General features: G+C 39.4%; 31 protein-coding genes. 3 read left to right on the top strand and 28 right to left on the bottom strand.

What is annotated here, in order from left to right:
• Nucleotide 1 precedes the first annotated feature (1 nt).
• The 26 genes from rpmD to gatB all read right to left on the bottom strand — a co-directional run bounded on the left by rpmD (nt 2) and on the right by gatB (nt 15,713).
• Nucleotides 2-181, bottom strand: coding sequence for a 50S ribosomal protein L30 (gene rpmD / locus LC115_12360; protein ID MCZ2357458.1), 180 nt, complete (start codon nt 179-181; stop codon nt 2-4).
• Between the two features lie 5 nt (nt 182-186).
• A complete protein-coding gene (gene rpsE / locus LC115_12355) occupies nt 187-738 on the bottom strand; it encodes a 30S ribosomal protein S5 (GenBank protein MCZ2357457.1) in 552 nt (183 codons plus the stop codon).
• A gap of 17 nt (nt 739-755) precedes the next feature.
• The gene (rplR, locus tag LC115_12350; GenBank protein MCZ2357456.1) at nt 756-1,112 is read right to left on the bottom strand and encodes a 50S ribosomal protein L18; all 357 of its coding nucleotides are present in this window, start codon (nt 1,110-1,112) and stop codon (nt 756-758) included.
• A 6-nt stretch (nt 1,113-1,118) separates the two neighbouring features.
• On the bottom strand, nt 1,119-1,682 hold the full coding sequence (gene rplF / locus LC115_12345) for a 50S ribosomal protein L6 (protein MCZ2357455.1): 564 nt from the start codon (nt 1,680-1,682) through the stop codon (nt 1,119-1,121).
• A gap of 6 nt (nt 1,683-1,688) precedes the next feature.
• Nucleotides 1,689-2,093 (bottom strand): 30S ribosomal protein S8, encoded by a 405-nt coding sequence (gene rpsH, locus LC115_12340; GenBank protein MCZ2357454.1) that lies wholly within the window; start codon nt 2,091-2,093, stop codon nt 1,689-1,691.
• A gap of 4 nt (nt 2,094-2,097) precedes the next feature.
• Entirely contained in the window at nt 2,098-2,367 is a 270-nt protein-coding gene (rpsN, locus tag LC115_12335) for a 30S ribosomal protein S14 (GenBank protein MCZ2357453.1), read from the bottom strand.
• A gap of 1 nt (nt 2,368) precedes the next feature.
• The gene (rplE, locus tag LC115_12330) at nt 2,369-2,923 is read right to left on the bottom strand and encodes a 50S ribosomal protein L5 (protein MCZ2357452.1); all 555 of its coding nucleotides are present in this window, start codon (nt 2,921-2,923) and stop codon (nt 2,369-2,371) included.
• Between the two features lie 14 nt (nt 2,924-2,937).
• A complete protein-coding gene (rplX, locus tag LC115_12325; protein MCZ2357451.1) occupies nt 2,938-3,285 on the bottom strand; it encodes a 50S ribosomal protein L24 in 348 nt (115 codons plus the stop codon).
• Between the two features lie 4 nt (nt 3,286-3,289).
• Nucleotides 3,290-3,658, bottom strand: coding sequence for a 50S ribosomal protein L14 (rplN, locus tag LC115_12320; protein MCZ2357450.1), 369 nt, complete (start codon nt 3,656-3,658; stop codon nt 3,290-3,292).
• 2 nt (nt 3,659-3,660) lie between these two features.
• Nucleotides 3,661-3,951: a 30S ribosomal protein S17 gene (gene rpsQ / locus LC115_12315; GenBank protein ID MCZ2357449.1), complete on the bottom strand. Its 291-nt coding sequence runs from the start codon at nt 3,949-3,951 to the stop codon at nt 3,661-3,663.
• 4 nt (nt 3,952-3,955) lie between these two features.
• Nucleotides 3,956-4,153, bottom strand: coding sequence for a 50S ribosomal protein L29 (gene rpmC / locus LC115_12310; protein ID MCZ2357448.1), 198 nt, complete (start codon nt 4,151-4,153; stop codon nt 3,956-3,958).
• Nucleotides 4,154-4,155: 2 nt separating this feature from the next.
• On the bottom strand, nt 4,156-4,569 hold the full coding sequence (rplP, locus tag LC115_12305) for a 50S ribosomal protein L16 (protein MCZ2357447.1): 414 nt from the start codon (nt 4,567-4,569) through the stop codon (nt 4,156-4,158).
• A gap of 12 nt (nt 4,570-4,581) precedes the next feature.
• A complete protein-coding gene (gene rpsC, locus LC115_12300; protein MCZ2357446.1) occupies nt 4,582-5,346 on the bottom strand; it encodes a 30S ribosomal protein S3 in 765 nt (254 codons plus the stop codon).
• Nucleotide 5,347: 1 nt separating this feature from the next.
• Complete coding sequence (gene rplV / locus LC115_12295; GenBank protein MCZ2357445.1) at nt 5,348-5,785, bottom strand: 50S ribosomal protein L22; 438 nt, start codon at nt 5,783-5,785, stop codon at nt 5,348-5,350.
• Between the two features lie 20 nt (nt 5,786-5,805).
• Nucleotides 5,806-6,102, bottom strand: a complete 297-nt coding sequence (gene rpsS, locus LC115_12290; GenBank protein ID MCZ2357444.1) for a 30S ribosomal protein S19 — start codon at nt 6,100-6,102, stop codon at nt 5,806-5,808.
• Nucleotides 6,103-6,109: 7 nt separating this feature from the next.
• The gene (gene rplB, locus LC115_12285) at nt 6,110-6,934 is read right to left on the bottom strand and encodes a 50S ribosomal protein L2 (protein ID MCZ2357443.1); all 825 of its coding nucleotides are present in this window, start codon (nt 6,932-6,934) and stop codon (nt 6,110-6,112) included.
• A gap of 7 nt (nt 6,935-6,941) precedes the next feature.
• Nucleotides 6,942-7,235, bottom strand: a complete 294-nt coding sequence (gene rplW, locus LC115_12280; protein MCZ2357442.1) for a 50S ribosomal protein L23 — start codon at nt 7,233-7,235, stop codon at nt 6,942-6,944.
• Between the two features lie 2 nt (nt 7,236-7,237).
• Nucleotides 7,238-7,864 carry a 50S ribosomal protein L4 gene (gene rplD, locus LC115_12275; protein MCZ2357441.1) on the bottom strand — a complete coding sequence of 209 codons (627 nt, stop codon included), beginning with the start codon at nt 7,862-7,864 and terminating at the stop codon, nt 7,238-7,240.
• A gap of 2 nt (nt 7,865-7,866) precedes the next feature.
• Nucleotides 7,867-8,484, bottom strand: a complete 618-nt coding sequence (gene rplC / locus LC115_12270) for a 50S ribosomal protein L3 (protein MCZ2357440.1) — start codon at nt 8,482-8,484, stop codon at nt 7,867-7,869.
• A 5-nt stretch (nt 8,485-8,489) separates the two neighbouring features.
• Nucleotides 8,490-8,795 (bottom strand): 30S ribosomal protein S10, encoded by a 306-nt coding sequence (rpsJ, locus tag LC115_12265; GenBank protein ID MCZ2357439.1) that lies wholly within the window; start codon nt 8,793-8,795, stop codon nt 8,490-8,492.
• 5 nt (nt 8,796-8,800) lie between these two features.
• Nucleotides 8,801-10,927, bottom strand: coding sequence for an elongation factor G (gene fusA / locus LC115_12260; protein ID MCZ2357438.1), 2,127 nt, complete (start codon nt 10,925-10,927; stop codon nt 8,801-8,803).
• A 6-nt stretch (nt 10,928-10,933) separates the two neighbouring features.
• Nucleotides 10,934-11,401 (bottom strand): 30S ribosomal protein S7, encoded by a 468-nt coding sequence (gene rpsG / locus LC115_12255; GenBank protein ID MCZ2357437.1) that lies wholly within the window; start codon nt 11,399-11,401, stop codon nt 10,934-10,936.
• A 19-nt stretch (nt 11,402-11,420) separates the two neighbouring features.
• On the bottom strand, nt 11,421-11,822 hold the full coding sequence (rpsL, locus tag LC115_12250; GenBank protein ID MCZ2357436.1) for a 30S ribosomal protein S12: 402 nt from the start codon (nt 11,820-11,822) through the stop codon (nt 11,421-11,423).
• A 145-nt stretch (nt 11,823-11,967) separates the two neighbouring features.
• Nucleotides 11,968-13,104 (bottom strand): hypothetical protein, encoded by a 1,137-nt coding sequence (locus LC115_12245; GenBank protein ID MCZ2357435.1) that lies wholly within the window; start codon nt 13,102-13,104, stop codon nt 11,968-11,970.
• Nucleotides 13,097-14,242, bottom strand: a complete 1,146-nt coding sequence (locus LC115_12240) for a DUF819 family protein (GenBank protein MCZ2357434.1) — start codon at nt 14,240-14,242, stop codon at nt 13,097-13,099. Before LC115_12240 ends, LC115_12245 begins: the two co-directional genes overlap by 8 nt.
• A 28-nt stretch (nt 14,243-14,270) precedes the next feature.
• Nucleotides 14,271-15,713 (bottom strand): Asp-tRNA(Asn)/Glu-tRNA(Gln) amidotransferase subunit GatB, encoded by a 1,443-nt coding sequence (gene gatB / locus LC115_12235; GenBank protein MCZ2357433.1) that lies wholly within the window; start codon nt 15,711-15,713, stop codon nt 14,271-14,273.
• A gap of 141 nt (nt 15,714-15,854) precedes the next feature.
• On the opposite strand from gatB, the gene LC115_12230 reads away from it, so the two are divergent.
• Nucleotides 15,855-16,760: an OmpA family protein gene (locus LC115_12230; protein ID MCZ2357432.1), complete on the top strand. Its 906-nt coding sequence runs from the start codon at nt 15,855-15,857 to the stop codon at nt 16,758-16,760.
• 48 nt (nt 16,761-16,808) lie between these two features.
• Here LC115_12230 and LC115_12225 read toward each other — a convergent pair whose 3' ends face one another.
• Complete coding sequence (locus LC115_12225; GenBank protein ID MCZ2357431.1) at nt 16,809-18,179, bottom strand: 2-oxo acid dehydrogenase subunit E2; 1,371 nt, start codon at nt 18,177-18,179, stop codon at nt 16,809-16,811.
• Between the two features lie 148 nt (nt 18,180-18,327).
• A complete protein-coding gene (locus tag LC115_12220; protein ID MCZ2357430.1) occupies nt 18,328-22,896 on the bottom strand; it encodes a GEVED domain-containing protein in 4,569 nt (1,522 codons plus the stop codon).
• Between the two features lie 249 nt (nt 22,897-23,145).
• On the opposite strand from LC115_12220, the gene LC115_12215 reads away from it, so the two are divergent.
• Nucleotides 23,146-25,173, top strand: coding sequence for a thioredoxin domain-containing protein (locus LC115_12215; protein ID MCZ2357429.1), 2,028 nt, complete (start codon nt 23,146-23,148; stop codon nt 25,171-25,173).
• Between the two features lie 125 nt (nt 25,174-25,298).
• Nucleotides 25,299-25,502 carry a PLDc N-terminal domain-containing protein gene (locus tag LC115_12210; GenBank protein ID MCZ2357428.1) on the top strand — a complete coding sequence of 68 codons (204 nt, stop codon included), beginning with the start codon at nt 25,299-25,301 and terminating at the stop codon, nt 25,500-25,502.
• The last annotated feature ends 45 nt before the right edge of the window (nt 25,503-25,547 follow it).

Genomic DNA, 25,547 nt, shown 5'->3' with positions numbered 1-25,547 from the left:
TTTATACCTCCTCTACCAAAATTAAGTGACTAACTTTTTTTATCATTCCTAAAATCTGAGGTGTAAGAGTATGTTGAACAGACGAGTTAATTTTGCCCATTCCTAGCGCATATACAGTCGCACATTGAGATTTTTCTCGTTTAATTAAACTTTTCTTTAGGGTTATTTTTACGGTACGCATCGTATTTATCCATTAAAAACTTTTGATAATGAAACTGAACGAACTTTTGCAATAACTGATGGGTCTTTGAGAAGTGCAAGTGCTTTTAAGGTAGCCTTAACTACGTTATGCGGGCTGGAAGAACCGAGCGATTTTCCTAAAACGTCTGTAATCCCTGCACTCTCTAAAACTGCGCGCATAGATCCGCCGGCTAATACCCCAGTTCCTGAAGCTGCTGGGCGCAATAATACCTTCGCAGATTTATACTTTACTAATACAGGATGTGGAATCGTGTATTTCTGAGCTGTAGATCCTTCATCCTTAATCTTCTTAAGAGTTACTTTAATCAGATTTTTTTTAGCATCATCAAGTCCTTTGGCTATAGCACTAGTAACTTCATTAGCTTTTCCTAAACCGTGCCCAACTACACCTTTTTGGTCTCCAACAACAACTATTGCGCTAAAGCCAAATCTACGACCTCCTTTAACAACTTTAGCAACTCTATTGACGGCTACCAAGCGATCAGATAATTCTGAATCGGTTGGCTTAACTCTTTTTGTATTTACTCCTAATGACATGTAAATCGTATTAACAATTAAAACAATAAACCTCCTTCACGGGCACCTTCAGCTAATGCTTTTATACGCCCATGATACTTGAACCCGTTTCTATCAAAAACAATTTTGGTAATACCTGATGCAGAAGCTCTTTCAGCCAATGCTTTACCCACCTGCATACTAATCTCTGTTTTTGTTCCGGTATGTTCCAATAAAGATTTGGTATTTGAAGAAGAGGAAACTAAGGTTTTGCCAGTAGTATCATCAATAATTTGTGCGTAAATATGATTATTGCTGCGAAAAACAGAAAGTCTTGGACGTTCAACCGTACCTAACATACGCTTACGTATTCCTTGTTTTATGCGCACTCTACGAAGTTCTTTTTGATTTGACATAAAATTTTATTTTTTACCCCCTTTACCTGATGTTTTTCCAGCTTTACGACGAATCACTTCTTTTACAAAACGAATACCTTTTCCTTTGTAAGGCTCTGGTGGACGCAAAGTTCGTATTTTAGCTGCTACAAAACCTAAAAGTTGTTTATCAATTGATTTTAGCGTTATTTTGGGTGGTTGTCCCTTAAGGGTTTCTGTAGCCACAGTAATACCTTCGGGCATAACAAACTGAATACCATGAGAAAACCCCAAAGACATCTCTAAAATCTGGCCTTTGGCTTCTGCCTTATAACCCACACCAATTAGTTCCATTTCTTTTGAAAATCCTTCTGTTACACCGGTAACGAGATTATTTAACAAACTTCTATAGAGGCCGTGTAATTCACGGTGGCGTTTTTGGTCTGAAGGCCGTTGCACTTGCAAATCACCGTTTTCAAGTGTATAAGTAATATCTGGGTGGACATACTGGGTAAGAGTTCCCTTAGGACCTTTAACAGTTACCATTCCGCCTACCCTTGAAATTGAAACACTTGCGGGAATTTTTATAATAGCTTTACCAATTCGGGACATATAACTTTAATAAATAGTACACAAAACTTCCCCTCCAACATGATTGGTACGGGCTTGTTTATCACTCATAACTCCTTTTGAAGTAGAGACAATGGCTATTCCAAGGCCGTTCAATACTCTTGGGAGTTCTTCACAATTTTTATAGATTCTTAATCCGGGTCTGGAAACACGTTTGATGTGTTGGATTGCCGGTTCACGAGTTATTGCATCATATTTAAGTGCAATCTTTATTACTGGAAACTTATTTTCGGTATCTTTATCAAATTTCTTAAAATTCGATATGTAGCCGGAGTCACACATTACCTGCAAAATAGCCAATTTTATATTGGAGGCTGGTACTACAACAAGTCTGTGTTTTACAGCACTTGCATTTCTTATTCTTGTGAGCAAATCTGCTATAGGGTCTGTCATAAAATTACCAACTTGCTTTTGTTACACCTGGGATTTTGCCGGCGAGGGCTAATTCTCTAAATTTAATACGTGATAGGCCGAACATACGAATATAGGCTTTGGGGCGGCCGGTTAGTTTACAGCGATTCTTAAGCCGAACAGGACTTGAATCCCTCGGCAGTAGAGCAAGTTTTTGATACTCACCTGCTTCTTTTAGCGCTTTACGTTTAGCTGCATACTTAGCTACCAACTTTTCACGCTTAGCTTGACGTGCAATTATAGAACGTTTAGACATATTATTTATTCTCTTTAAAGGGCATTCCGAACGCTTTTAGTAAAGCATAAGCCTCAGCATCCGTCTTAGCTGTAGTTACAATTGTTATATCCATTCCCATAATTTCGTATATTTTATCAACGTCAATTTCCGGGAAAATAATTTGCTCACGAATACCTAAGTTATAGTTTCCTCTGCCGTCAAAGCCTTTACTTTGTAAGCCTCTAAAATCGCGAGTTCTTGGTAAAGATATATTTATAAGTCTATCTAAAAACTCATACATTTTGTCCCCACGCAAAGTAACTTTGCAACCTATCGGAACTCCTGCACGCAGTTTAAAGTTTGATATATCTTTCTTAGAGCGGCATATTATAGGTTTCTGACCAGCTATTTGTGCAATTTCATTTACTGAATGCTCTATTAACTTCTTGTCTGCCACTGCCTTTCCCATTCCACGAGATAAAACTACTTTCTCGATACGGGGAATCTGCATAATATTTTTATAGCTGAATTGCGTTTTTAATTCTCCGGCAATTCTTTCTGTATAATCTTTTTTTAATCGAATTATGTAAGCCATAATGAAATCAGAATTTAAATTGGCTGTTTAGTTTTTTTGCTGACACGAATTAATCCCCTTCCATTAGGGTTTCTAACTCTTCCAATCCGAGTGCTTTTGCCGGTTTTGGGGTCAATTAGCTGTAGTTTGCAAACTCGTATTGGAGACTCCATTTCTAACACCCTTCCGTTAGGGTTCTGTTGATCTGGCTTCATACGCTTTTTGATAATATTAACTCCCTCAACAATAGCTGTCTGCTTTGTTGGATACATTCTAACAATTCTTGCCTCAACACCTTTGTAATCTCCTGACAAAACCTTTACTAAGTCCCCTGTTTTGACGTGTAATTTTTTGTGTTTTGGATATAAAGTATTCTTAATCATTATCTTATATAACTTCTGGGGCTAAAGAAATAATTTTCATAAACTGTTTTTCTCGGAGTTCTCTGGCAACAGGACCGAATATGCGCGTACCTCTTGGTTCGTTCATCGCATTGATTATAACGGCTGCATTTTCGTCAAAGCGGATATAAGAACCGTCTTTTCTACGAACTTCTTTTCTGGTGCGAACTATCACTGCCTTAACGACATCTCCTTTTTTTATGGCAGCGTTTGGCATAGCCGATTTTACCGAACAAACTATCTTATCGCCAAGCGTAGCATAACGGCGTCTAGTACCTCCCAGTACTCGGATACAAAGTAACTCTTTAGCTCCGCTGTTATCTGCGGCTTTTAGTCGTGATTCTTGCTGTATCATAATTACTTAGCTCTCTCTAAAATTTCAACTAATCTCCAACGTTTCGTTTTGCTCAATGGGCGCGTTTCCATAATGCGGACAGTGTCACCAATATTCGCATCATTATTTTCGTCATGGGCAACAAATTTTGTTGTCCGCTTAATGTATTTACGGTAAATAGGATGTTCTATTTTTCGCTGAACAGAAACAACAATAGATTTAGCCATTTTATTGCTAGTTACTTTGCCGATTCGTTCTTTTCTATGATTTCTATCAAGGGGTTTTTCTGCTTGATTTTCTGAAGTAACTTCCATAATATTAGCGAATTCCTTTCTTTCGTTGTGTTAAAATTGTTTTAATGCGTGCTATTTTGCGGCGCAGTTGCATGATTTTTGCCGGATTTTCTATTCCGGATACGTAATGGGCAAACTTGAGTTTATCTAATGCAGCTTTATCTTCTATTACCATATTAGTCAAGTCGTTATCAGAAAATTCTCTTAGTTCAATATTAGTCATAATCAGAGATCTCTACGGGTTACAAATTTCATTTTACCGGGAAGTTTTTGTGCTGCTAGGCGCATAGCTTCTTTAGCTGCATCTGCGGCGATTCCGTCTGCTTCAAATAATATTGTACCGGGTTTCACTACTGCTACCCAGAATTCGGGGCTTCCTTTACCTTTTCCCATACGTACTTCTGCAGGTTTTTTGGTAATTGGTTTATCTGGAAATATTCGAATCCAAACTCGACCTTCGCGTTTTAAATAACGTGTTAGGGCAATACGAGCTGATTCTATTTGGCGACTGGTTATCCATAGTGGGTCTAATGATTTAAGACCGTAGGAACCAAACGCTATTTCCGCACCGCGTGTTGCCATTCCTTTTACGCGGCCTTTTTGTTGCTTACGGAATTTAGTTCTTTTTGGAAGTAACATTTTCTTGCTTAATTATTTTCGTTTCGGGCGGCGTTCTCTATTATTATCTCTTTCCCTAAATTGTCTCTTTTCGGGACGATTTTCTCTATTGGCATTATTAGCCGATCTATTATTAGATTGGTTGGTAGCAGCAGTAGGGGCTAAATCAACTTTTCCGTAAATTTCACCACGGAAAACCCATACTTTAACGCCTATAATTCCGTAAATAGTTAGGGCTTCTGATAAAGCATAATCAATATCTGCGCGTAAAGTATGCAGCGGTACACGGCCTTCCTTGTAAGACTCTGTTCTCGCCATTTCTGCTCCACCTAAACGTCCGGAACATATCACCTTAATACCTTCTGCACCAGCCCGCATAGTCGCAGTAATCGCTGATTTCATTGCTCTTCTAAATGAAACCCTTGACTCTAATTGTTGTACGATATTATCGGCTACTAATCGGGCATCTAACTCCGGCCTCTTAATTTCAAAAATATTCAACTGAACATCTTTTTGAGTCATTTTTTTGAGTTCATCTTTCAACTTATCTACTTCAGATCCACTCTTTCCAATAACAATACCAGGGCGGGAAGTATGCACAGTTACGATGACCCTTTTTAAGGTTCTTTCTATGGCAATTTTAGAAATTCCAGCTCTTGGAATGCGTTTTCTAATATAGTTGCGAATTTTTTCGTCTTCAATAAGTTTTTCAGCATATTTTGTGCCGCCAAACCAATTTGATTCCCAGCCTTTTATGATTCCTAAGCGTAGTCCAATAGGGTGTGTCTTTTGGCCCATATTAATTCTTTTCGATTATCTGATTTAAAACAACTGTAACATGGTTAGATCTTTTTCTGATTCTGTGGCCACGTCCTTGAGGTGCGGGGCGTAGTCTTTTCAGCATTGGTCCACCATCTACCATAATTAGAGATACAAAGAGTTCATCTTGCTCTAACTGCTCAAATTTTTGGATATATGAATGATAACCATTTAAAAGCAGTTTTCTAAGCGGGGTTGAAGCGTGTCTTGGGGAGAGTGCTAAAAAGTTAAGGGCATCGGATAATTTTTTCCCTCTGATAGCATCTGCCAACAGACGCATTTTACGCGGGGATGTCCGTTCATCTGATAGGAATACCTTGCATTCAGATTTTTTTGCACCCTTATACTTAGCTTGTATGCGTTTATTTTTTTTAATTGGCTTTTCTATACCTGCCGCAATTTTTTCTTTGCGGGTCATTTTAGTTGCACTTGCTTCCATTAGCTTTTTTTCCCTTTACTGTTACCTTTGGCGTTTTTAGAGCCTGCGTGACCTTTAAATGTGCGTGTTGGGGCAAACTCACCTAACTTATGCCCTACCATATTTTCTGTTGCAAGTACAGGAATAAAGCTCCTCCCATTGTGAACAGAAAAAGTATGACCTACAAAATCAGGTGATATCATAGAGCGGCGAGACCATGTCTTGATAACTTTTTTCTCACCCTTTTCATTCATTTTTAGAACTTTCCGTTCTAAAGTAGGCTCTATAAATGGGCCTTTTTTTAGTGAACGTGGCATAAATTAATTACTTTTTGCGACGAGAAATAATCAGTTTTGATGAAACTTTCTTTTTATTACGTGTTTTTTGGCCTTTTGCCTTGATTCCATTTCTGGAACGTGGGTGGCCACCGGAGGCTTTTCCTTCACCTCCGCCCATTGGATGATCTACCGGGTTCATAGCGACTCCTCGTACGCGTGGACGACGCCCCAACCAACGGTTTCTACCAGCTTTACCCAACAATATATTCATGTGGTCAGCATTTCCAACAGATCCAATAGTTGCTAAACAGTCATTTAGTACTAATCTTGTTTCTCCGGATGGTAATTTTAAGGTGGCATAACGTCCTTCCTTTGCACTCAACTGGGCATGAGTGCCGGCACTACGTGCCATCGCTGCACCTTTTCCGGGCTGTAGTTCAATATTGTGAATAATAGCACCTAATGGAATCTCTTTTAATGGTAAAGCATTTCCGACTGAAGGTTCGCTACCCGTACCAGATACTACTGTCTGCCCAACTTTCAACTTATCTGGTGCAATAATATAACGTTTTTCACCGTCTTTATAGAAAAGTAATGCTATCCTTGCGGAACGATGTGGATCATATTCTATAGTTTTAACTACTGCCGGAACACCATGTTTATTGCGCTTGAAGTCAATAATACGATACCGTTTTTTATGACCGCCTCCTACATAGCGTACAGTCATACGGCCTACACCATTTCTTCCGCCAGATTTTGAAATAGTTGTTAATAAGGAACGTTCTGGCTTATCTGTGGTGATTTCTGAGAAATCAGACACAGAGCGGAAACGTTGACCGGGAGTTAAGGGGCGAAGTTTACGAATACCCATTTTTTGCTTAGCTTAAATTTTCGTTAAAATTAATTTCCTGACCCTCTTTTAAGGTTATTGTTGCTTTTTTTCTGTTAGAAGACTTCCCTTGAATGAAGCCACGTTTAGACATTCTACTTCTGCTTTTACCTATAGTGATATTTGTCTGCACAGATTCCACAATAACCCCAAACATAGTTTCGATTGCCTTACGTATCTCTATTTTATTAGCACTAAGACCAACCTCAAAAACATATTTTTTATGTTTTTGCCCTATCTTCGTAGTTTTTTCTGTCTGAATGGGTTTTATGATAATTGACATAGTTATGCTAATAATGTATTTAATTGATTAACAGCATCTTTAACTATAATAAGCTGGTCACAATGTAATACATCTATTGTTGTAAATTGTAACGCAGGTTGTACCTGAGCTGTCGAAATATTTCTGGCTGACAAGTGCACGTTTTTGTTTTGGGACGGCAAAATTAATAAAACTTTTGAACTTTCAAGGTTAAAGTTTTTTAATATTTTTATAAAATCTTTTGTTTTGGGTTTTTCGATGGAGAAACTTTCGACTATAATGATTTTACTTTCCCGTGCTTTATAGGTTAATGCGCTTTTTCTGGCCAGTTTCTTTACCTTTTTGTTAATAGAAAAGGAGTAATCTCTTGGGCGAGGGCCAAAAATCGTTCCACCTCCTTTAAAAAGTGGGCTTCTTCTTTGTCCTTGCCGGGCATTTCCAGTGCCTTTTTGTTTGAATGGCTTTTTAGTACTTCCTCGTACTTCTGAGCGATCTTTAGTTTTGTGTGTGCCTCTACGTTGATTTGCCTGAAGCATCCGAACGTCCAAATATATCGCGTGATCATTTGGTTCTATTGCAAAAATAGAGTCCTCTAAAACAATAGAAGCACCGGTAGTCTTTCCTTGAACCGAATAAACTGGTAATTCCATACTTAATTTTTTATCAATACATAAGAACCATTAGCACCGGGGATATTTCCGGAAACAATAATTACGTTTTTATCTGACAAGACACGCAGTACACGCAGATTAGATATTGTAGTCCGTTGATTACCCATTCTTCCGCCGAGTTTTTTTCCTTTAAATACCCGAGATGGATCTGAGCCTGCGCCCATAGAACCGGGGGCGCGTAATCTATTATGTTGGCCGTGTGTTTGGCCTCCAACGCCCGCAAAACCGTGTCTCTTAACTACTCCTTGAAAACCTTTTCCTTTAGAGGTACCAACAACATCAACTAAATCACCCTCTGTAAAGGATGATGCAGACACAGTGTCTCCTAAGGCATAAGTAGTTACATCTAATTCAAACTCAGCGAGTTTACGCTTTGGAGTCGTAGTAGCTTTCTTAAAATGCCCTAATAAAGGTTGGGAAGTATTTTTTTCTTTCTTATCATCAAAGGCCAACTGAACTGCTTCGTAGCCATCTTTTTCATTTGTTTTGATTTGCGTAACAACGCAAGGACCTGCCAAAATAACCGTACATGCTATTTGTCGGCGATCTTCATCAAATATGCTGGTCATTCCCAGCTTTTTCCCTATTATTCCCGCCATGATTACTAAACTTTAATTTCTACATCTACACCACTTGGAAGCTCTAACTTCATCAGAGCATCAACTGTTTTACTACTTGAACTTAATATATCTATAAGTCTTTTGTGAGTACACACCTGAAACTGCTCACGAGATTCTTTGTTTACGTGTGGTGAGCGGTTTACGGTAATAATTTTCTTCTCTGTAGGCAGTGGTATTGGGCCGCTAACTATAGCTTGGGTACTCTTTACTGTTTTAACAATTTTTTCTGCTGACCGATCTACCAGAGTATGGTCGTATGATTTTAATTTGATACGGATGCGCTGCTTCATGAATTTTATGCTTTTTGACTTTCTTTAATTCCCTTTGATTTAGCAACTACTTCTTCTTGAATATTTCTTGGAGTTGGTTCATAATGAGAAAACTCCATTGTAGAAATAGCTCTTCCCGAAGATAGGGTTCTAAGTTGTGTTACATAGCCAAACATTTCTGATAGTGGCACTAATGCAACTACTACTTGCATACCATATCGAGATGTCATTGAATTAATCTGGCCTCTGCGGCGGTTTAGGTCTCCTACAATGGGACCCATATAATCGTCTGGGGTTTCTACCTCTACCTTCATAATAGGTTCAAGGATAATCGGGCCGGCTTCTGAGCAAGCTGCGCGCACTGAATAACGTCCGCAGAGTTCAAAAGATAAAGCATCCGAGTCAACCTCATGATAAGAGCCGTCAAATAGCCGAACGCGAATTCCTTCAACTGGAAATCCTGCTATTACTCCGTCTGTAAGTGCGCCTCTTATACCTTTTTCAATAGACGGAATATATTCTTTGGGGATTACGCCACCTTTGATTTCATTAACAAATTCAAATCCTTTATAGCCTTCAATAGGGGAATATTCTACGTGAATATCGGCGAATTTTCCACGACCACCAGATTGTTTTTTGAATAGTTCGCGGTGAACTTTATTTTTAGTTATAGTTTCTCTGTAAGCAACCTGTGGTTGGCCTTCATTAACCTCTACTTTGAACTCCCGCTTCATTCTATCCATGATAATCTCGAGGTGAAGTTCACCCATACCGGATATAATTGTTTGTCCAGATTCTTCGTCGGTTTTTACTCGGAAAGTTGGATCTTCTTCTGATAGTTTTTGGAGAGCTGTGGACATTTTGTCGGCATCAGCCTGAGTTTTAGGCTCTACTGCAAGTTCTATAACTGGTTCAGGGAAAGATATAGATTCTAAAATAATGGGGCTATCTAATGCACACAAGGTGTCTCCTGTCCGTATATTTTTAAATCCTACGGCTGCCGCAATATCTCCAGCTTCTACGCTATCAATAGGATTCTGTTTATTAGCGTGCATTTGTAAGATGCGGCTGATACGTTCTTTTTCACCCGTGCGGGTATTTAAGACGTATGATCCACTATCTAATGTGCCGGAATATACCCTAAAAAATGCTAAACGTCCTACATACGGATCAGTCATAATCTTAAATGCTAATGCTGTAAAAGGCTCATTTTTGTTGGGGTTACGAGTAATAGATTCACCGGTTTTAGGGTCGCTTCCTATCGTTGGTGGCATATCCAAAGGAGATGGTAGAAACTTAATAACTGCATCTAACATCGTTTGAACTCCTTTGTTTTTGAAAGAAGATCCGCACATTACAGGTGTAACCTTAAATGCATGGGTCGCTTTTTTTATTGCTTCATTTAGTTCATCTTCGGTGATGGTAGTTTCATCTGTAAAATATTTTTCCATCAAGGAATCATCGAATTCGGCTACTTGTTCGATTAGGAATCTTCTCCAATTTTCTACATCTTCAACGAGGTCTTGTGGTATTGGAACTACTTCGTATGTCATTCCTTTATCATGCTCGTTCCAGATAATTGCTTGTTTGGTTATTAAGTCAACAACACCGCGAAAGGTATCTTCACTGCCAATAGGAACTTGTAGTGGGATTGGATTAGCTTTTAGGCGTTCTTTAATTTGTGTTACTACTTTAAAGAAGTCTGCGCCTGCTCTATCCATTTTGTTCACGAAAGCGAGCCGTGGGACTTTGTATTTATTAGCTTGTCTCCAAACTGTTTCTGATTGTGGCTGAACTCCGCCTACGGAGCAGAATAACGCTACTGCGCCATCTAATATCCGTAAAGAACGCTCTACTTCAACGGTAAAATCTACGTGTCCGGGAGTGTCTATTAGGTTAATTCGATAAGGTTTATCTCTATATTTCCAGTAAGTGGTAGTAGCTGCCGAGGTAATTGTAATTCCGCGTTCCTGTTCCTGTTCCATCCAGTCCATAGTAGCTGCGCCTTCATGAACTTCTCCAATTTTATGAACAAGTCCTGTGTAATACAAAATGCGCTCACTAGTAGTTGTTTTGCCGGCATCAATGTGCGCCATAATCCCAATATTTCGGGTATTATGCAGGTCAACTTTTGAGAATTTATCTTGGGACATATTTGGTTAGAAACGAAAGTGGGAAAAGGCTTTGTTAGCTTCGGCCATACGGTGGGTATCGTCTTTTTTCTTTACTGATGCTCCTTCTCCTTTGGAAGCGGCAATAAGTTCGGCAGCGAGGCGATCTTGCATTGATTTTTCACCTCTTTTGCGGCTGTAGTTGATAATCCATTTGATACCGACGGATATACGGCGGTCTGGGCGGATTTCGGTAGGTACTTGGAATGTTGCGCCTCCTACTCTACGGCTTTTTACTTCAACCAAAGGCATCACATTTTCTACGGCTCTGTGAAATATTTCTAAGCCGGGTTGTTCTAATTTACGCTCTACAATATCTATTGCGTTACAAAAAATACGGTATGAAACACTTTTTTTGCCATCAACCATCATTGTATTAACGAATCTTGCTACAAGTTCGCTGTTGTATTTCGGATCTGGAGTAATTTCTCGCTTAATAGCTCGCTGCTTTCTCATGGAAATTAATTATTTAGGCTTATTTTTTGCTTCCGGGTTTAGCGGCTGGTTTAACATTTTTCTTTGTTCCGTATTTAGAGCGGCTTTGTTTACGGTTATTTACACCTGCAGTGTCTAATGCACCGCGAACGATGTGATAACGCACTCCTGGTAAGTCTTTTACCCTACCGCCACGAATCAATACTATTGAGTGTTCTTGTAAGTTATGACCTTCGCCGGGAATGTAAGCAATCACTTCATAGCCATTGACCAACTTTACTTTAGCTACTTTGCGTAGGGCTGAGTTTGGCTTCTTGGGAGTGGTTGTGTAAACACGGGTACATACTCCACGTTTTTGTGGGCACGATGCTAACGCCGGAGACTTCGTTTTCCACGTTTTTGTCTCACGACCCGTACGAATAAGTTGTTGTATAGTTGGCATATATTCGCTTCAAAATCAGAATATCCACTTTCGGGATTTGGACTGCAAAGTTACAGACTTATTCTGTTTAAAGTCAAATTATTTTTATTTTTTTATTCACTTTTAAAAGTATTCTAAAAATTATTAGCTCTATTAATGCAATTTACTAATTAACAGTATTTTGGAGTTCTGTATATTGAGCTATAATCTCTGCTGCAATATCTGCGGTATGATTAGTGGGTACATAGTTTTGAGCATTACGGCAAATTTTTTTTCGTACTTCAGGGTTTGCTATTAAGGGAAGTATATTTTTTAGTTGGGGAATAATTTCTTGTTCTGGGTTTACTAAGAAGGCTGCTTCTGATTCAGCTGCGCGTTTTGCTCGAAAATATTGGTCATCCAATCCTCTTTGGCGCGGGATAAAAATAGTCGCTATTCCGGCGTGTAGTAACTCATGAAAGGCGTTGTAGCCTGCTGCCGATATTGCCCAATCTATTCCGCTATACCATTCTGATAGCGGAAAATAGTTCGTTTCTATAATATTCTTGGAGGTTATTTTTAAATTTTGGCTATCTAAAGGGCCTCTCCCTAATAATATTTTGGTATTTGGTAAAGCCGTTATCAGCCGCAGAATTTCTTGAAAAAGTTCTTGATTAGAGGTATCTCCGCCGCCACCTAAGGTAATGAGCACTATATTTTCATCTGGACGGGCATTTAGGTAGTTTCTAACGTCTGGTCTTGATACTGGATTCCCTGCAAAAAATAACGGCCCGCTCCAGTATAAAGGTATGTCGTGTTCTATCGGTAAAGGGATTATCTCGCTGCCTCGATAATGCGGTGCTATAATTAAGTCATAAAACCGTTGAGCTTGAATTGTTCCTGCATCGTATGCGTCTTGTTTGCGTGCACGGTGTACATAAACTTTGTAAGCATTACCAAAGCGCAGCAAATTTGCTAAGTCAAAATGAGAGCCTAACACCAACGTATCTACGATAAGTATATGCGGGCGAAATTGGTCATATACATCATTCACTAAGGCTTGATAGAGTCTTCCAATAGCCCGATAGCCCCACGTTGGGTTTTGAGAGACGGCTGTTTTAGATGGAAACTGTACATAAGGTATCTTATAGCGGCATAATAAATTACTCGCGTGTGATGTAGTTAAAAAAAAAGGTTCTATCAAATATTTCTGCTGATGCAAAAACCCCTGCCATAAAGACATCATCCGCGTAAGATGCCCTAAGCCTAAGCCGTTTACGGCATAAAATAAAACTTTCAGGCGAGGCTTAGATAACTCATCCATTTGATAATATTGAGCGAAGCCAGAGAGATAATGTTATTCCAAGATAATTTCCGATAGCAAAGCCCAAAAGCCCCATTGCAATTCCAGAAAAAAGCATTTCCGGCTTCTTAATAGCCTGAACTACCGGAGGAACAAACGCCGGATTAAATATCGCCGCTACGTTTGTAACAATAGTAACATCAGAATCTATACCTACTATCCAACAGCTTATGTAGTGAAAAATAATTGACAGCAATAGTACACTGCCCATAAACTGAGCTACTTCTCCGCCCATATTACCCATTTGCTCAAGGCTAACCATTCCGCCCATACCTACACAAAACATTAATATTAAGTATTCTCCCGCAATGTGTGTACCCGGTAATTTGTGAATAGCCGGAATTAGCGAAAAAGCTATCGCTACGGAAGTAATCCCCAAAATCACAAATACCGGATTTAATGACCCATAAATCAGCTCCGAAGCCCCAAGTGTTATTCCCGCACCAATAGCAGCGAGTATGATACCTAATACATAATGTTTCCAAGAAGGGTTTTGGATAACATTATTATCCAAAATTTGGTTAGTTTCTTGGTTAAACATCGTTTTTCCCCGAAATTCAAATATTTTTTTCAGTACTTTAGGTAATGGGCCTAATAACAGCAAAAAATACCCTCCGCCAATCAGTACATCCACCGTATTCATGTTTACCAATAATGTTTCCGGAACCTGAAGAGCCTTTCCGATAGCAATTAAATTGGGTGTGCCACCGGTATAATCTCCTACTAACATACCCGCCATTTCTGCATTATCTATATAATTTGGAAAGATTACTATACAAGTTATGATTGCTGAGGCACATACCGCTACAACCGCCAGTGCATATCCCACTAAAAACCGGCGGCTTTCCATAAACCATCTACGAACGCTTACTGAAAATAGTAAGCAAGGCATCCCTAATGATAGCGCAACTTCCGAAATCCGCTGGGCTAAATCCGTTGAAGCCTGAAATATTTGGCTTAACATAAATCCGGCAGTATAGCATAATACCACAGGGCCTACGGCATCTAAATAAACCCAACGCTTACAAGCTTTCTGGATAAAGTATGGTGAAAATATCCAGCATAAAATATAAAATACCTGACTAACAGTACTATACATTAGCTATGCAATTTAGCATTGATATTTTTTAGCTATCAAGTGCCTGCCGAACAAGCTGGTTAATCACTTTTGGATCTGCTTGCTTTAAGGTTAGGTCCATAACTTTACCTACAAAAAACCCCAATAAGCCTACCTTCCCAGCCTTAAACTCCACTACTTTTTGGGGAAATTCTGCTAAAACCTGCGCTATGGCAACTTTTATGGCATCTTCATTTACCGATAACAGCCAATTATTTTCCTTCGCAATTTCAAAAGGCGTTTGTGTAGCATTAGGTAACAATGGAAAAATATATTCTTTAGCAATTGTTAAGCTAACTTTTCCCTCTGATACCAAATTGATTAAACTGGCTAATATATTTGGTTTAATTGTTATTTGGTTAATGTCAATGGCTTGTTCATTAAGATAGTTTTTTACTGGCCCCAGAATCCAATTTGCAGCTATTTTGGGTTCAATATTATGCGTTAATAAGTCTTCAAAGTATAAAGCGACATCTCTTTGCTCTGTAATTACTTGGGCATCAAAGTCTGAAAGTCCTAATTCTTGGGTATATTTTGGATAAAGGACTTCCGGGAGCGGAGGTAAGGTCTTTTCTACTGCTATAATATCCTGCTTACCCATAAAAACGGGTAGTAAATCCGGCTCTGGAAAATAACGGTAGTCGTCTGCGGTTTCCTTATCCCTCATGATCATCGTTACTCCCTTCGCCACATCCCAAGTGCGTGTTTGCTGTAAAATAATATTACCGGATTCTATTTCTTTTATTTGTCTTTCTGCTTCATAATCAATTGCTTTTGTTAAATTAGAAATTGAGTTCATATTTTTGATTTCAACTCGTTTTCCAAATTTTTGCTCACCTTTTGGGCGGACGGATACGTTTACATCTACCCGCAGGCTGCCGTCTTCCATATTTCCGTCACAGATACTGATGTATCGCACCAGCTTTCGTATTTCTGAAACATAAGTTGCCGCCTCCTCCGGGCTTCGCATATCCGGCTCGCTCACAATTTCTATCAGCCCCACGCCAGCCCGATTTAAGTCTAATAATGTGTCATACAAATCTTGGTCATGTAAACTCTTACCGGCATCTTCTTCTATGTGAATGCGCGTTATACCTATTCTCTTAGATGAATTATCTTTTAACCGAATATTAATGTAACCACCTAACCCTATGGGAGTTTTATCTTGGGTAATTTGATAGCCCTTAGGGAGATCGGGGTAAAAATAATTTTTTCGGGCAAAATAAGTAGATTCCGCCACCTTGCAATGGGTTGCTAAGCAGGCACGAATCGCATATAAATACGCATTGTAGTTAATGGAAGGCAAGGCACCCGGATGCCCATAAGAAACGGGCGATAATACTGTATTGGGTTGCTCTCCATACAAAGCTGCTTCAGGGCAAAACATCTTACTTTCAGTCAATAACTGGCAGTGAATTTCCAACCCAATTATCATTTCATAACCTTCTCTCATATTTTTTTAAGTTCCGCGCTGCGAAGTTAGTAAGTTTGAATAAAAGTAATTCTACTTCGTAAAAAGGTATTTTAGGATTCTGCTTTCTATCTTCTTGTGCAAATACCAACTAACTTTGTGTTTTATCAATTTAACTAAAAAATGAAAAAGTCTATTTCATTAAGTATTGGGTTAAAATGGGGGTTCTTTTTCATTATTTGCATATTTGCATCTGCCGGATACACCCAAAACAGCAAAAAAGTCCCTTCCTTGCCAATATCATTATTAGAAGGCTTAGCGCCTCCGGCTAAACGAAGTGCTTTTCCCAGAAATGCTGTCTGGCGCGGCGAATGGCGCGGCGATAAAGACTATAACAATCAATTCCTATTCATTTTTGAAGTTCACCTGCAAGAATTAGAAAACAATAAAATAGAAGGCGCTTTTTATTGGGAACTAAGTAAAATGCCTTTCCCCCCTGAACCGCCCTACTCTCTTTCTGATATAGGAAAAAAAGCCACTGAATTTGTGCGTGGAAGTTATGACCCACTTGCTAAAACCATGATTCTCAATGGATCTAAAAAAGATGATCCAGATACTATCATCGGCTTAGCTCGATATAAATTAACTTTTAGCAAAGATTTTGGTGAATTTAATGGTGTTACATTAAATCTTGCTTATCAAACGAATGTTGAAACTGATGGTGTCATCTGGACTAAAAAAGCAGAAGTTTATGCTTTTGAAAATGTTGTATTTAAGTCTGCATCAGATGAAATGCTTCCGGAATCCTATCCTGAACTTGACAAAGCTGCCAAATGGCTTAAAGATAACCCTACTATCCGAATTTATCTAAACGGGCACACTGATAGAGGTAACTCTGACGAATCAAAAAACAATCAACTTTCGCTACAACGTGCTCAGGCAGTTACAAACTATTTGATTAGCAAAGGAATAAATTCGGATAGAATAACGCCAAGAGGTTTTGGAAACACACGCCCCATCGAAAGTAACGAAACCGAAGAAGGTAGAAAAAGAAACAGAAGAGTGGAAGTGGAAATCAGAACTGACTAAGTTAGCAACCCTAACATCAGCATTTTAGTAGTTTTTCCGAACGTTTTCTTAGACTTCTCTATTAATATCCCACGCTTCTAAGTAGTCAGCCACTCTACGAACGAAAGTTCCGCCTAATGCTCCGTCAATAACGCGGTGGTCGTAAGAATGGGATAAAAACATCAAATGCCGGATTGCGATTACATCTCCTGTGGGGGTTTCCAAAACAGCCGGCTTTTTCCGAATAGCACCGGTAGCCAATACCGCACACTGCGGCTGCATAATTATAGGAGTTCCCATAACATTCCCAAAAGTACCTACATTAGAAATTGTAAAAGTTCCATCTTCTAAGTCAGTAAAAGACAACTTGTTGATTCTCGCACGGTTAGCTAAGTCATTCACGCTGGCAGCTAAACCGGCTAAGTTTAACTTATCTGCGCGGCGCAAAGTAGGAACAATCAAGTTATTCGTAGGTAGCGCAACCGCAACGCCTATGTTTATATCTTTCTTAACAATAATTTTATCGCCATCTACCGAAATATTAACCATCGGTAAATCCCGAATCGCCTTGCAAACGGCCTCTACAAACATCGGTGTGAAGGTTAGCTTTTCCCCATATTTTTTCTCGAAAATAGATTTATTTTTCTCTCTCCACAAAACCAAGTTGGTAACGTCTGCCTCTACAAATGAAGTTACATGCGGGGAAGTCTGCTTAGAATACAGCATATTTTCGGCTATCACTTTCCGCATCCTGTCCATCTCGATTATTTCAAAATTACCATTAAAGGAAAATGATTTTTTGGGAGTAGAGACTGGAGTAGCAACTGATTCTGTAACAATCTTTTGGGTGTTATTTACCGGTTTGTCTAACTGAATAACCGGTGGAACTGTTGAAGCATTCGTTCCGGTAAGATTACCGGCTTTTTTAAGTTCTAAATATTGCAGAATATCTTTTTTCGTAACTCTACCTTCATTACCTGTTCCGGGGATTCTATCCAGTTCGTCTGTAGAAATTCCTTCTTCTTTGGCAATATTCATAACTAAGGGAGAATAAAACCGGCCGGACTGTGGTTTTTCTAATAAAAGGTTTGTCAAAACGGGTTGTAACGCATCGGAAGAACTGGCAATCTTAGATATAACTTCCTTATTTGTGGTGAGTTCCGGTTTTGTATTAGTCTTTGAAGCTGTATTGTTAGTGGCATTGGTTTCAAGCACTGCAATAACAGTTCCTACTGGAACAACTGCACCTTCCGGAAATAATATTTCGGCTAATGTTCCGCCACTTGGGGAAGGCACCTCTGAATCTACTTTATCAGTAGCAATTTCAAGAATAGATTCATCGGTTTCAATAACATCACCTATCTTTTTTGTCCATTTAAGAATAGTTGCTTCCATGATACTTTCGCCCATTTTGGGCATTACCATTTCAACGCGGGCCATAGATTAACTCCTATTTTGATTATTGACGCAAAGTTACAGTTTAAATTGGCACATACAATATGAAAAAATCCGCTATTATTTAAAAGCCAGTAAAACCATAAAGCCCGCAAATGCGGGCTTTATGGTTAATAACACAAAGTGGTTATGATTACTCAACAACTACTTTATGATTAAAGGTAGATTCGCCACATCTTAATGATAGGTTGTAAACGCCTGAGGATGCACCATTTAGGTTTACTAATATATCATTGGAGAGTTCGGCTGTGCCGTTTTGAGTAGCTATTACGCGACCGGTTACGTCTGTTACCAAAATATTGTAACTCATACCGGCTTCGCCTTGGAAGCGAACAGATACATATCCGTTACGGGTCGGAATAGGATACACAACAGCATTTAAGGCAGTAGCTCCCATAGTCTTGGTATTTACGTGTGTAAACGTATTTATGGATGACCATGGACCATAGCTGCCATTACAATTGGTACGTACACGCCACTCATAGGTACTGCTTTCAGATAAACCACCTAAATTACGGGTCGTATCTACATTATTCATAATAGATATCCAGTTAGGATTACCTTGTAAACGCCACTGTATATTGTAGCTCGATGCTCCTGATATAAGATCCCAAGAAAGTTTCCGCTGAGTAGGTGAATAATAAGCATTTGCTAAATTAGTTGGTATCTCACAAGTAGGTAATGTAGTGAAGTTATCTAAATTAGAAGTAGTATTAATAACACCATTACAGTATGTCTGAGCTTTCCACTCATAATTAGTTGCTTGCCAAAGGCCAGTAAGTGCAACATAAGCATTGGTAGTGGTTACAGAAGCCCAGTTGTTACTTCCCGTTCTACGATATAGTACTTTAACGCTATCCGGTGTCCCTGATGTGAGCCAGTTAAGCGTAGCAGCACTGTCAGTTACATTAGTTTCGTTAGTTCCAGTGAATGAAGCGCAGATTCCGGCAGTAGTAAAGGTTGATGTAGGCCCCCAATATCCGGTTCCATTATAGAATGTCTGGCATTGCCATAAGTAGTTTGTATTTGCCTGCAATTGTTGACGTTGGAAATTTAGTGGAGCACCAGATAACGTCTCAATCTTAAACCAGCTATTAGCTATGGATTTCTTGATATACACTTTAACTGAATCACAAGGAGTATTTCCATTGTAAGTCCAATTAAGTGAAGCACCATTATGGGTGATGTTGATTGCTGTCATCGTGTTTACGACATAAGGAAGCATAACCGTTGCAGTAACTGCGGTGCGTGTAGGTGATGCACAATCTCCGAAAGCCTCTACATAATAAGTTGTAGTATTACTAATAACTTGGCTATAAGAATTTCCGGTAAATAATAAAGTGCCTCCGATAAGTTGGTCATACCATCTAACGCTGCCAAAAGATGAAGTGGCACCTAAATTAACGACACCTGCACCTATGCGGCTATCCGGTGTAGTTGAGGTAATGATAGGTGGTACACCAAGAGTACCAGTTACACAAACAGTAAAATTACCTTCGCTACCCGGTATTGACCATACTCTTACATAGTAATCTGTATAACGTACTAAGCCAGTGTAGTTTAAAGTACCTTGTGAAGTATTACAATTACTGCCAACTTGTGTTCCGCTGCAGTCTGAATTCAAATTAAATCCATGAGTTCCGGTAGAAGTAGCTACTGTAATGCCAATATTGGTATTACAGCCGGTATTGAACTTGTACCAAACATCGTTCTTAGCACCGTACATATTACAACTTGCAGAGGGATTTGCACCTGAAGAAGCTGCAATTGTAGTTCCATTGGTTGAAACACAGCTAGGATTTACATTCAACATAGTAGCATTGATACACTGGTCGTTTGGTGGTGGAACGGGGCATGGTGTGGTCTCAAAGATAGCCAAACTACAAGTTCTGCCTACAAGGCCAGTAGCCCATGACCACAAACGTACATAGTAAGCATTTCCGGGTGTTAAGCCGCAGAGGTCAGTTAGGGGCATAAGATTATTTCCGGGGCCATCATCAGAGCAAGCTATTACGCTCCCTGAACCCGGACAACCATCCCATACTTCCATAACCCAGTCAGAATTATTACCCGGATAGGAACGAACACGTAACTTGTTAGTCGTATTCGGAGCAATAAACTTAACCCAACGGTCATCATCAGGGACATTTCCACTACCACTGGAACAATTTGCATTCGGGCCATCTTGGGAAGCACCAGAGTTAATTACTGTAATAACAATAGATGCTGAGTCCTGATAAGTAGCTATAGTAGAGGCAGTTACGCAAGATTCACCGGGAGTTTGTGTCTGGAAATTACTCGGGCCGGTAACAGTGCTCAAGCCGTCAATACCGCAATCTTGCCGTACATAGAAAGAATAATCAGTTCCGGGATTCAAGCCACTTAAAGATACCGGAGAAGTAGCCGGATTAACGGTAGTGCCGGTACCCTGAACAAAACCAAGTGGTCCCCATTCTAAAATATAGCTTCCTTGACCGGAGCCTGACCATGTCAAATCGGCAGTCGTCAAAGAAATGTTAGTAGCGGCCAACGCATAAGGAGCAGGGCAGGCAGGTATCGTGATGTTAATCTTATAATCCTCAGTCTCTCCGTAAGATTGATTATCACAAGAGGTAAAGGTAAGATTACCATAAACACAACGAACGCGCATCCGGTGAACACCCGCAGGAGCATTACCCGGAATAACGATCGTACCACTAACAGAACTTGTAGCTTGCAGGCTAAATACCATTTCTCCGGCATCTTCAAAACTACCATTGTCATTGAAATCTACCCAAACCTTACAACCTTCACTATAAGTATTATTACCAAATGTAACAGACACCGGATAAGAAGAACCAGCAGCCGCATTGGCCGTTAAACCGGAATAGTAAGTATAATATGACGGGCCAGGAGAACAGGTAGAAGTATTGTTAATGTTAGAAAAAGTAAAATTAATAATATCATCATCATCAGTGCAGCCGGTTGAATACGTAGGCGTGCAGTAGCAGTTATTCGGGGCTTCCATATCTACAAATACAGAAACAGATGAAACCGTTGAACCACAGGTTACATTGCAACGATAATAAGTAGCTGATGTCTGGGTAGCAACCCTAAATGTATCGGTAGCTCCGGTGATATTTGACCAAGAAGAACCATTCGGAGAAGACTGCCACTGATAAGTCTGGTTTAAACCATTAGAATTACCCGTGAGATATACTGAAAATGATGAACCGGAACAAACCTTAGGTAAAGTACTGTTAGCAGTACCGGCAGTAGGGGGATCCACACAAGGAGAACCCGCTACTATGTTAATATTATAGTCTTCTGTCTCTCCGTAAGATTGGGCACTACAAGAGGTAAAGGTAAGGGTGTTCCAAACACAACGAACGCGCATCCGGTGAACACCCGCAGGAGCATTACCCGGAATAACGATCGTACCACTAACAGAACTTGTAGCTTGCAGGCTAAATACCATTTCTCCGGCATCTTCAAAACTACCATTGTCATTGAAATCTACCCAAACCTTACAACCTTGACCTGCATAGCCAAAGGTAAATGATGTTGGATAAGATAAGCCGGTATAAACATTGGCCGTCAAACCGGAATAGTAATTATAATTCTGTGGTGAGCAATCGGAAGTATTATTAATGTTAGAAAAGGTAAAGTTCGTGATTTTATCATCACTGGTACAAGCGTTTGAATACGTAGGCGTGCAGTAGCAGTTATTCGGGGCTTCCATATCTACAAATACAGAAACAGATGAAACCGTTGAACCACAGGTTACTTTGCAACGATAATAAGTAGCTGATGTCTGGGTAGCACTATACGGAACAGAAGTAGCTCCACTAATATCTGACCAAGAAGAACCGTTCGGAGAAGACTGCCACTGGTAGGTCTGAACCCCACCGGACTGGCCAGTTAGGTTTAAGGAAAACGCAACGTTAGCACAAGCCTTAGGCACAGAGCTAACAGCCGTACCTGCCGTAGGCGGATCCTGACATGGCGGCGGCGTAAACAACACATAGGGATAATTTGTCCCATTATAGTTAGTTATAGAGGTAGTAAAAACGGTTGTGCTGGGTACACGAGCAGCATCTAAGCTGATAAAGTCAGTAGTGCTCGTAGAAATCCCGATAGAAGCACCTGACATTCCGTCCGTTGCTGTATTCGGTGAACCATATACATATTGAATGGTGTTAGTGCCCTCTGAAAGAGTAACCTGAAACTGAGCATTGGCGGCAGCACTTGTGCTTCGCGGAATCGTAACATACCACTGGATTACCAACTTCCGGTTAGGGGCTGTACCAAAAACCTGATACCGAATCTCCCCGCCTAAACCAGATCCCCCCAGAGCCAAATCATTCCACCAAGGAAATAGTTTAGGCTGGTTCGTAGCACTATTCGTATTCGTGTACTGAGAAGAAGCAGCTATCCCGCCAAACTTCAAAAAACCGTCCGGTGATACTGAATACTGGGTGTAAACAGTGCCCCCGAAGTTAAAGTTAAACCCAATGTTCTGAACCACTGAAGGAATATCGTCATTAGAAGCAGACATAATAATGGTTCCACCACTTAGGTTTTCCCAAGTAGCTCCCGTACCGGTAGTAGCGGTGTAACCATTTACCTGAGCTGTGGCAGATGAGGCTAAGCCTAACGAAACCACAGCAACCGTCAGCGCCAAACGCCAACTTCGCAATCGTGAAAAAATAAAATTACGCATAATAAAAAACCAGAGCTAATAGAAACTCTTGAAAACAAAATTAGTAAAAAAACGTACTTGTCAAGAACTTTTAAAAAAAATGTCTAATTATTCAAGATTTTTTACGTTTTATCAGCCAAAATTGATAGTTCGGCTGATAAAATATAGGTGATTTATGCTATTCAGTGTATAGTCCCGCCTGAAAACGCAGCTATATTCGGGTTAGTTTCTTAACTTAGCAGTTTTTTTAGGTCGAGGTGTTCTATTTTTATGTCTAATCTTTTACCAAATTCATTGATTCATTCGAGGAGTATTTACTTAAAGCAGCATGCTTACAATCCCATTCATTGGTTATCTTGGGGGGAAGATTCGCTGGCTCGTGCAGCTAAGGAGCAAAAATTGGTTATCGTTAGCATTGGCTATGCTGCCTGCCATTGGTGCCATGTAATGGAAAGAGAATGTTTCAATGATCCGGAAGTTGCAGAAATCATGAATGAACATTTTATTTGTATTAAGGTAGATAGAGAGGAACGACCGGATGTTGATGCAGTATATATGGATGCTGTGCAGGCACTGCATGGAAGCGGCGGATGGCCTCTAAATTGTATTTGTTTACCCAACGGGAAACCCATTTATGGAGGAACTTATTTTCCTAAAAATCAATGGATTAAAATTTTGTTAGATATATTAAACTTGGTTACGGCAGACCCAGAGCGAGCTTTTGCTTATGCTGAAGAAATTACGCAAGTAATTCAGCAAAATGAAAAAAAAGTTTTAACTTCCTTAAAGCATATTTCAACAGATATAAATTTTGTAAAACTCATTTTTCAAAGTTGGAAAAGCTACTTAGATTTTGAATTTGGCGGAAGTTTGCACACGCCTAAGTTTCCGCTTCCACATAATTGGCTGTATTTATTGCGGTTTGGAGTACTTTCTCAGGATTCAGCGGCACTTAGCATTGTAGAAACAACCTTAGATGCTATGGCTTCCGGCGGTATTTATGACCAGATTGGCAGTGGCTTTGCCAGATACTCTACCGACAATAAATGGTTTATTCCCCATTTTGAGAAAATGCTCTATGACAATACCCAGCTAATTTCCTTGTATGCAGAGGCTTATAGATATTTTCAAAAACCTGTTTATCAGGAAGTTGCTGAAAACACTATTCGGTTTATTCAACGAGAATTAAAACAAAGAAAAGGTTATGCATCTTCGATTGACGCTGACAGCGAACATATAGAAGGGTTATTTTACGTCTGGAAATATGCTGATATTCAGGTAGTTTTGGGAGGTTTAGCAGCTATTGCCTGTGATTTTTACGGCTGTACCGAAGCCGGAAATTGGGAACACGGAAATAATATTTTGGCACCACGTTATTCAGATTCTGAAATGGCAAAAAAACTGGCCATTAGCGAACAAGAATGGAAAACTAAGCGCTCCCAAATAAATCATGTACTATTTGAAAATCGAAAAAAAAGAGTTCATCCAACTATTGATGACAAAATCATAACATCTTGGAACGCTCTATTTATCAGTTCTTTAGTAGAATCATATAAAAGTTTTCAAAAAGAGGAATATTTGTTTGAGGCGATGGCCTTAGCAGATACGATTGTTGAAAGTTCCTGCGAAGACTTTCAGGTTTTTCGCTGCCCTATTGCAGAATCCGACAATATTACAGGCTTTTTAGATGATTATGCCTTTTTAATCCGTGCTTTTATAGATTTGTATCAAGTAACGTTTGAGGGTTATTACTTAGAGCAGGCAAACAATTGGTTGCTTTATGTGGATGCCCATTTTAGGGATGAAACTACCGGTTTTTATTGGTTTAGCTCTACACTAATGCCTCCGTTAATTGTTCGTAAGCAAGAAATTCATGATACGGTGATTCCGTCCTCTAATGCACAAATGGCTCATAATCTTTGGGATTTGGGGATATTTTTAGACAAACCGGAATGGAAAGAACGGGCAAAAAAAATGCTGCTGCAAATTGCGCCCAAAATAGAAACCTATCCATCTATCTACTCACATTGGGCAATTTTATTGCTAAAGCAGGCTTATCCGGATTTTCAGGTAAGTATTGTGGGAAAAGATGCCCTAACTAAAATGCAATTTCTATGGAAAAAATTTATTCCTAATATTTTGTTTTCAGGAAGTTACCAAAAATCATTTTATCCCTTATTGCGAGATAAGTTTGTTTTAGACAAAACATTGATTTACACTTGCCAAGGAGAAGTATGCTACGAACCGGATACCTCTTGTGAAAATGCTTTACAAAAAATACAAACAAATTTCCGATAAAATAACGCTTATTTTTTTAGGATTAATCATTAAAATATAGTTTTCTAAACTATTTTTCAGTATTATTTTGGAACCTTATTACTTCTTCTGACGTATAAGGGTTTAGTTATACTTAAATATAGATTATGAAAGTCTTTTTTATTGATATATTGCAGTACCTGCTGAACCCATTAGAGAGCCATTTTACGATAGCGTGGGTGGCGTTCGTTCTTCTGATAATGGTTCAGTTAGTTCGCTCTAACCACACATTGTCCTATAAGACAATTTGGTTTTTGGTAATCTTAGGATTTCCTTTTCTGGGGGTTATTGTTTATTGGATTTTTGGATAATCTAAATTTGGCGATATTCTACATTATTAATATTGAAAAATAGTG

The sequence above is a fragment of the Bacteroidia bacterium genome (assembly GCA_026932145.1).
Lineage (GTDB): Bacteria > Bacteroidota > Bacteroidia > J057 > JAIXKT01 > JAIXKT01.
The sequence above is the reverse complement of the archived record's forward strand: the minus strand, read 5'-3'. Positions and strand labels throughout refer to the sequence as shown.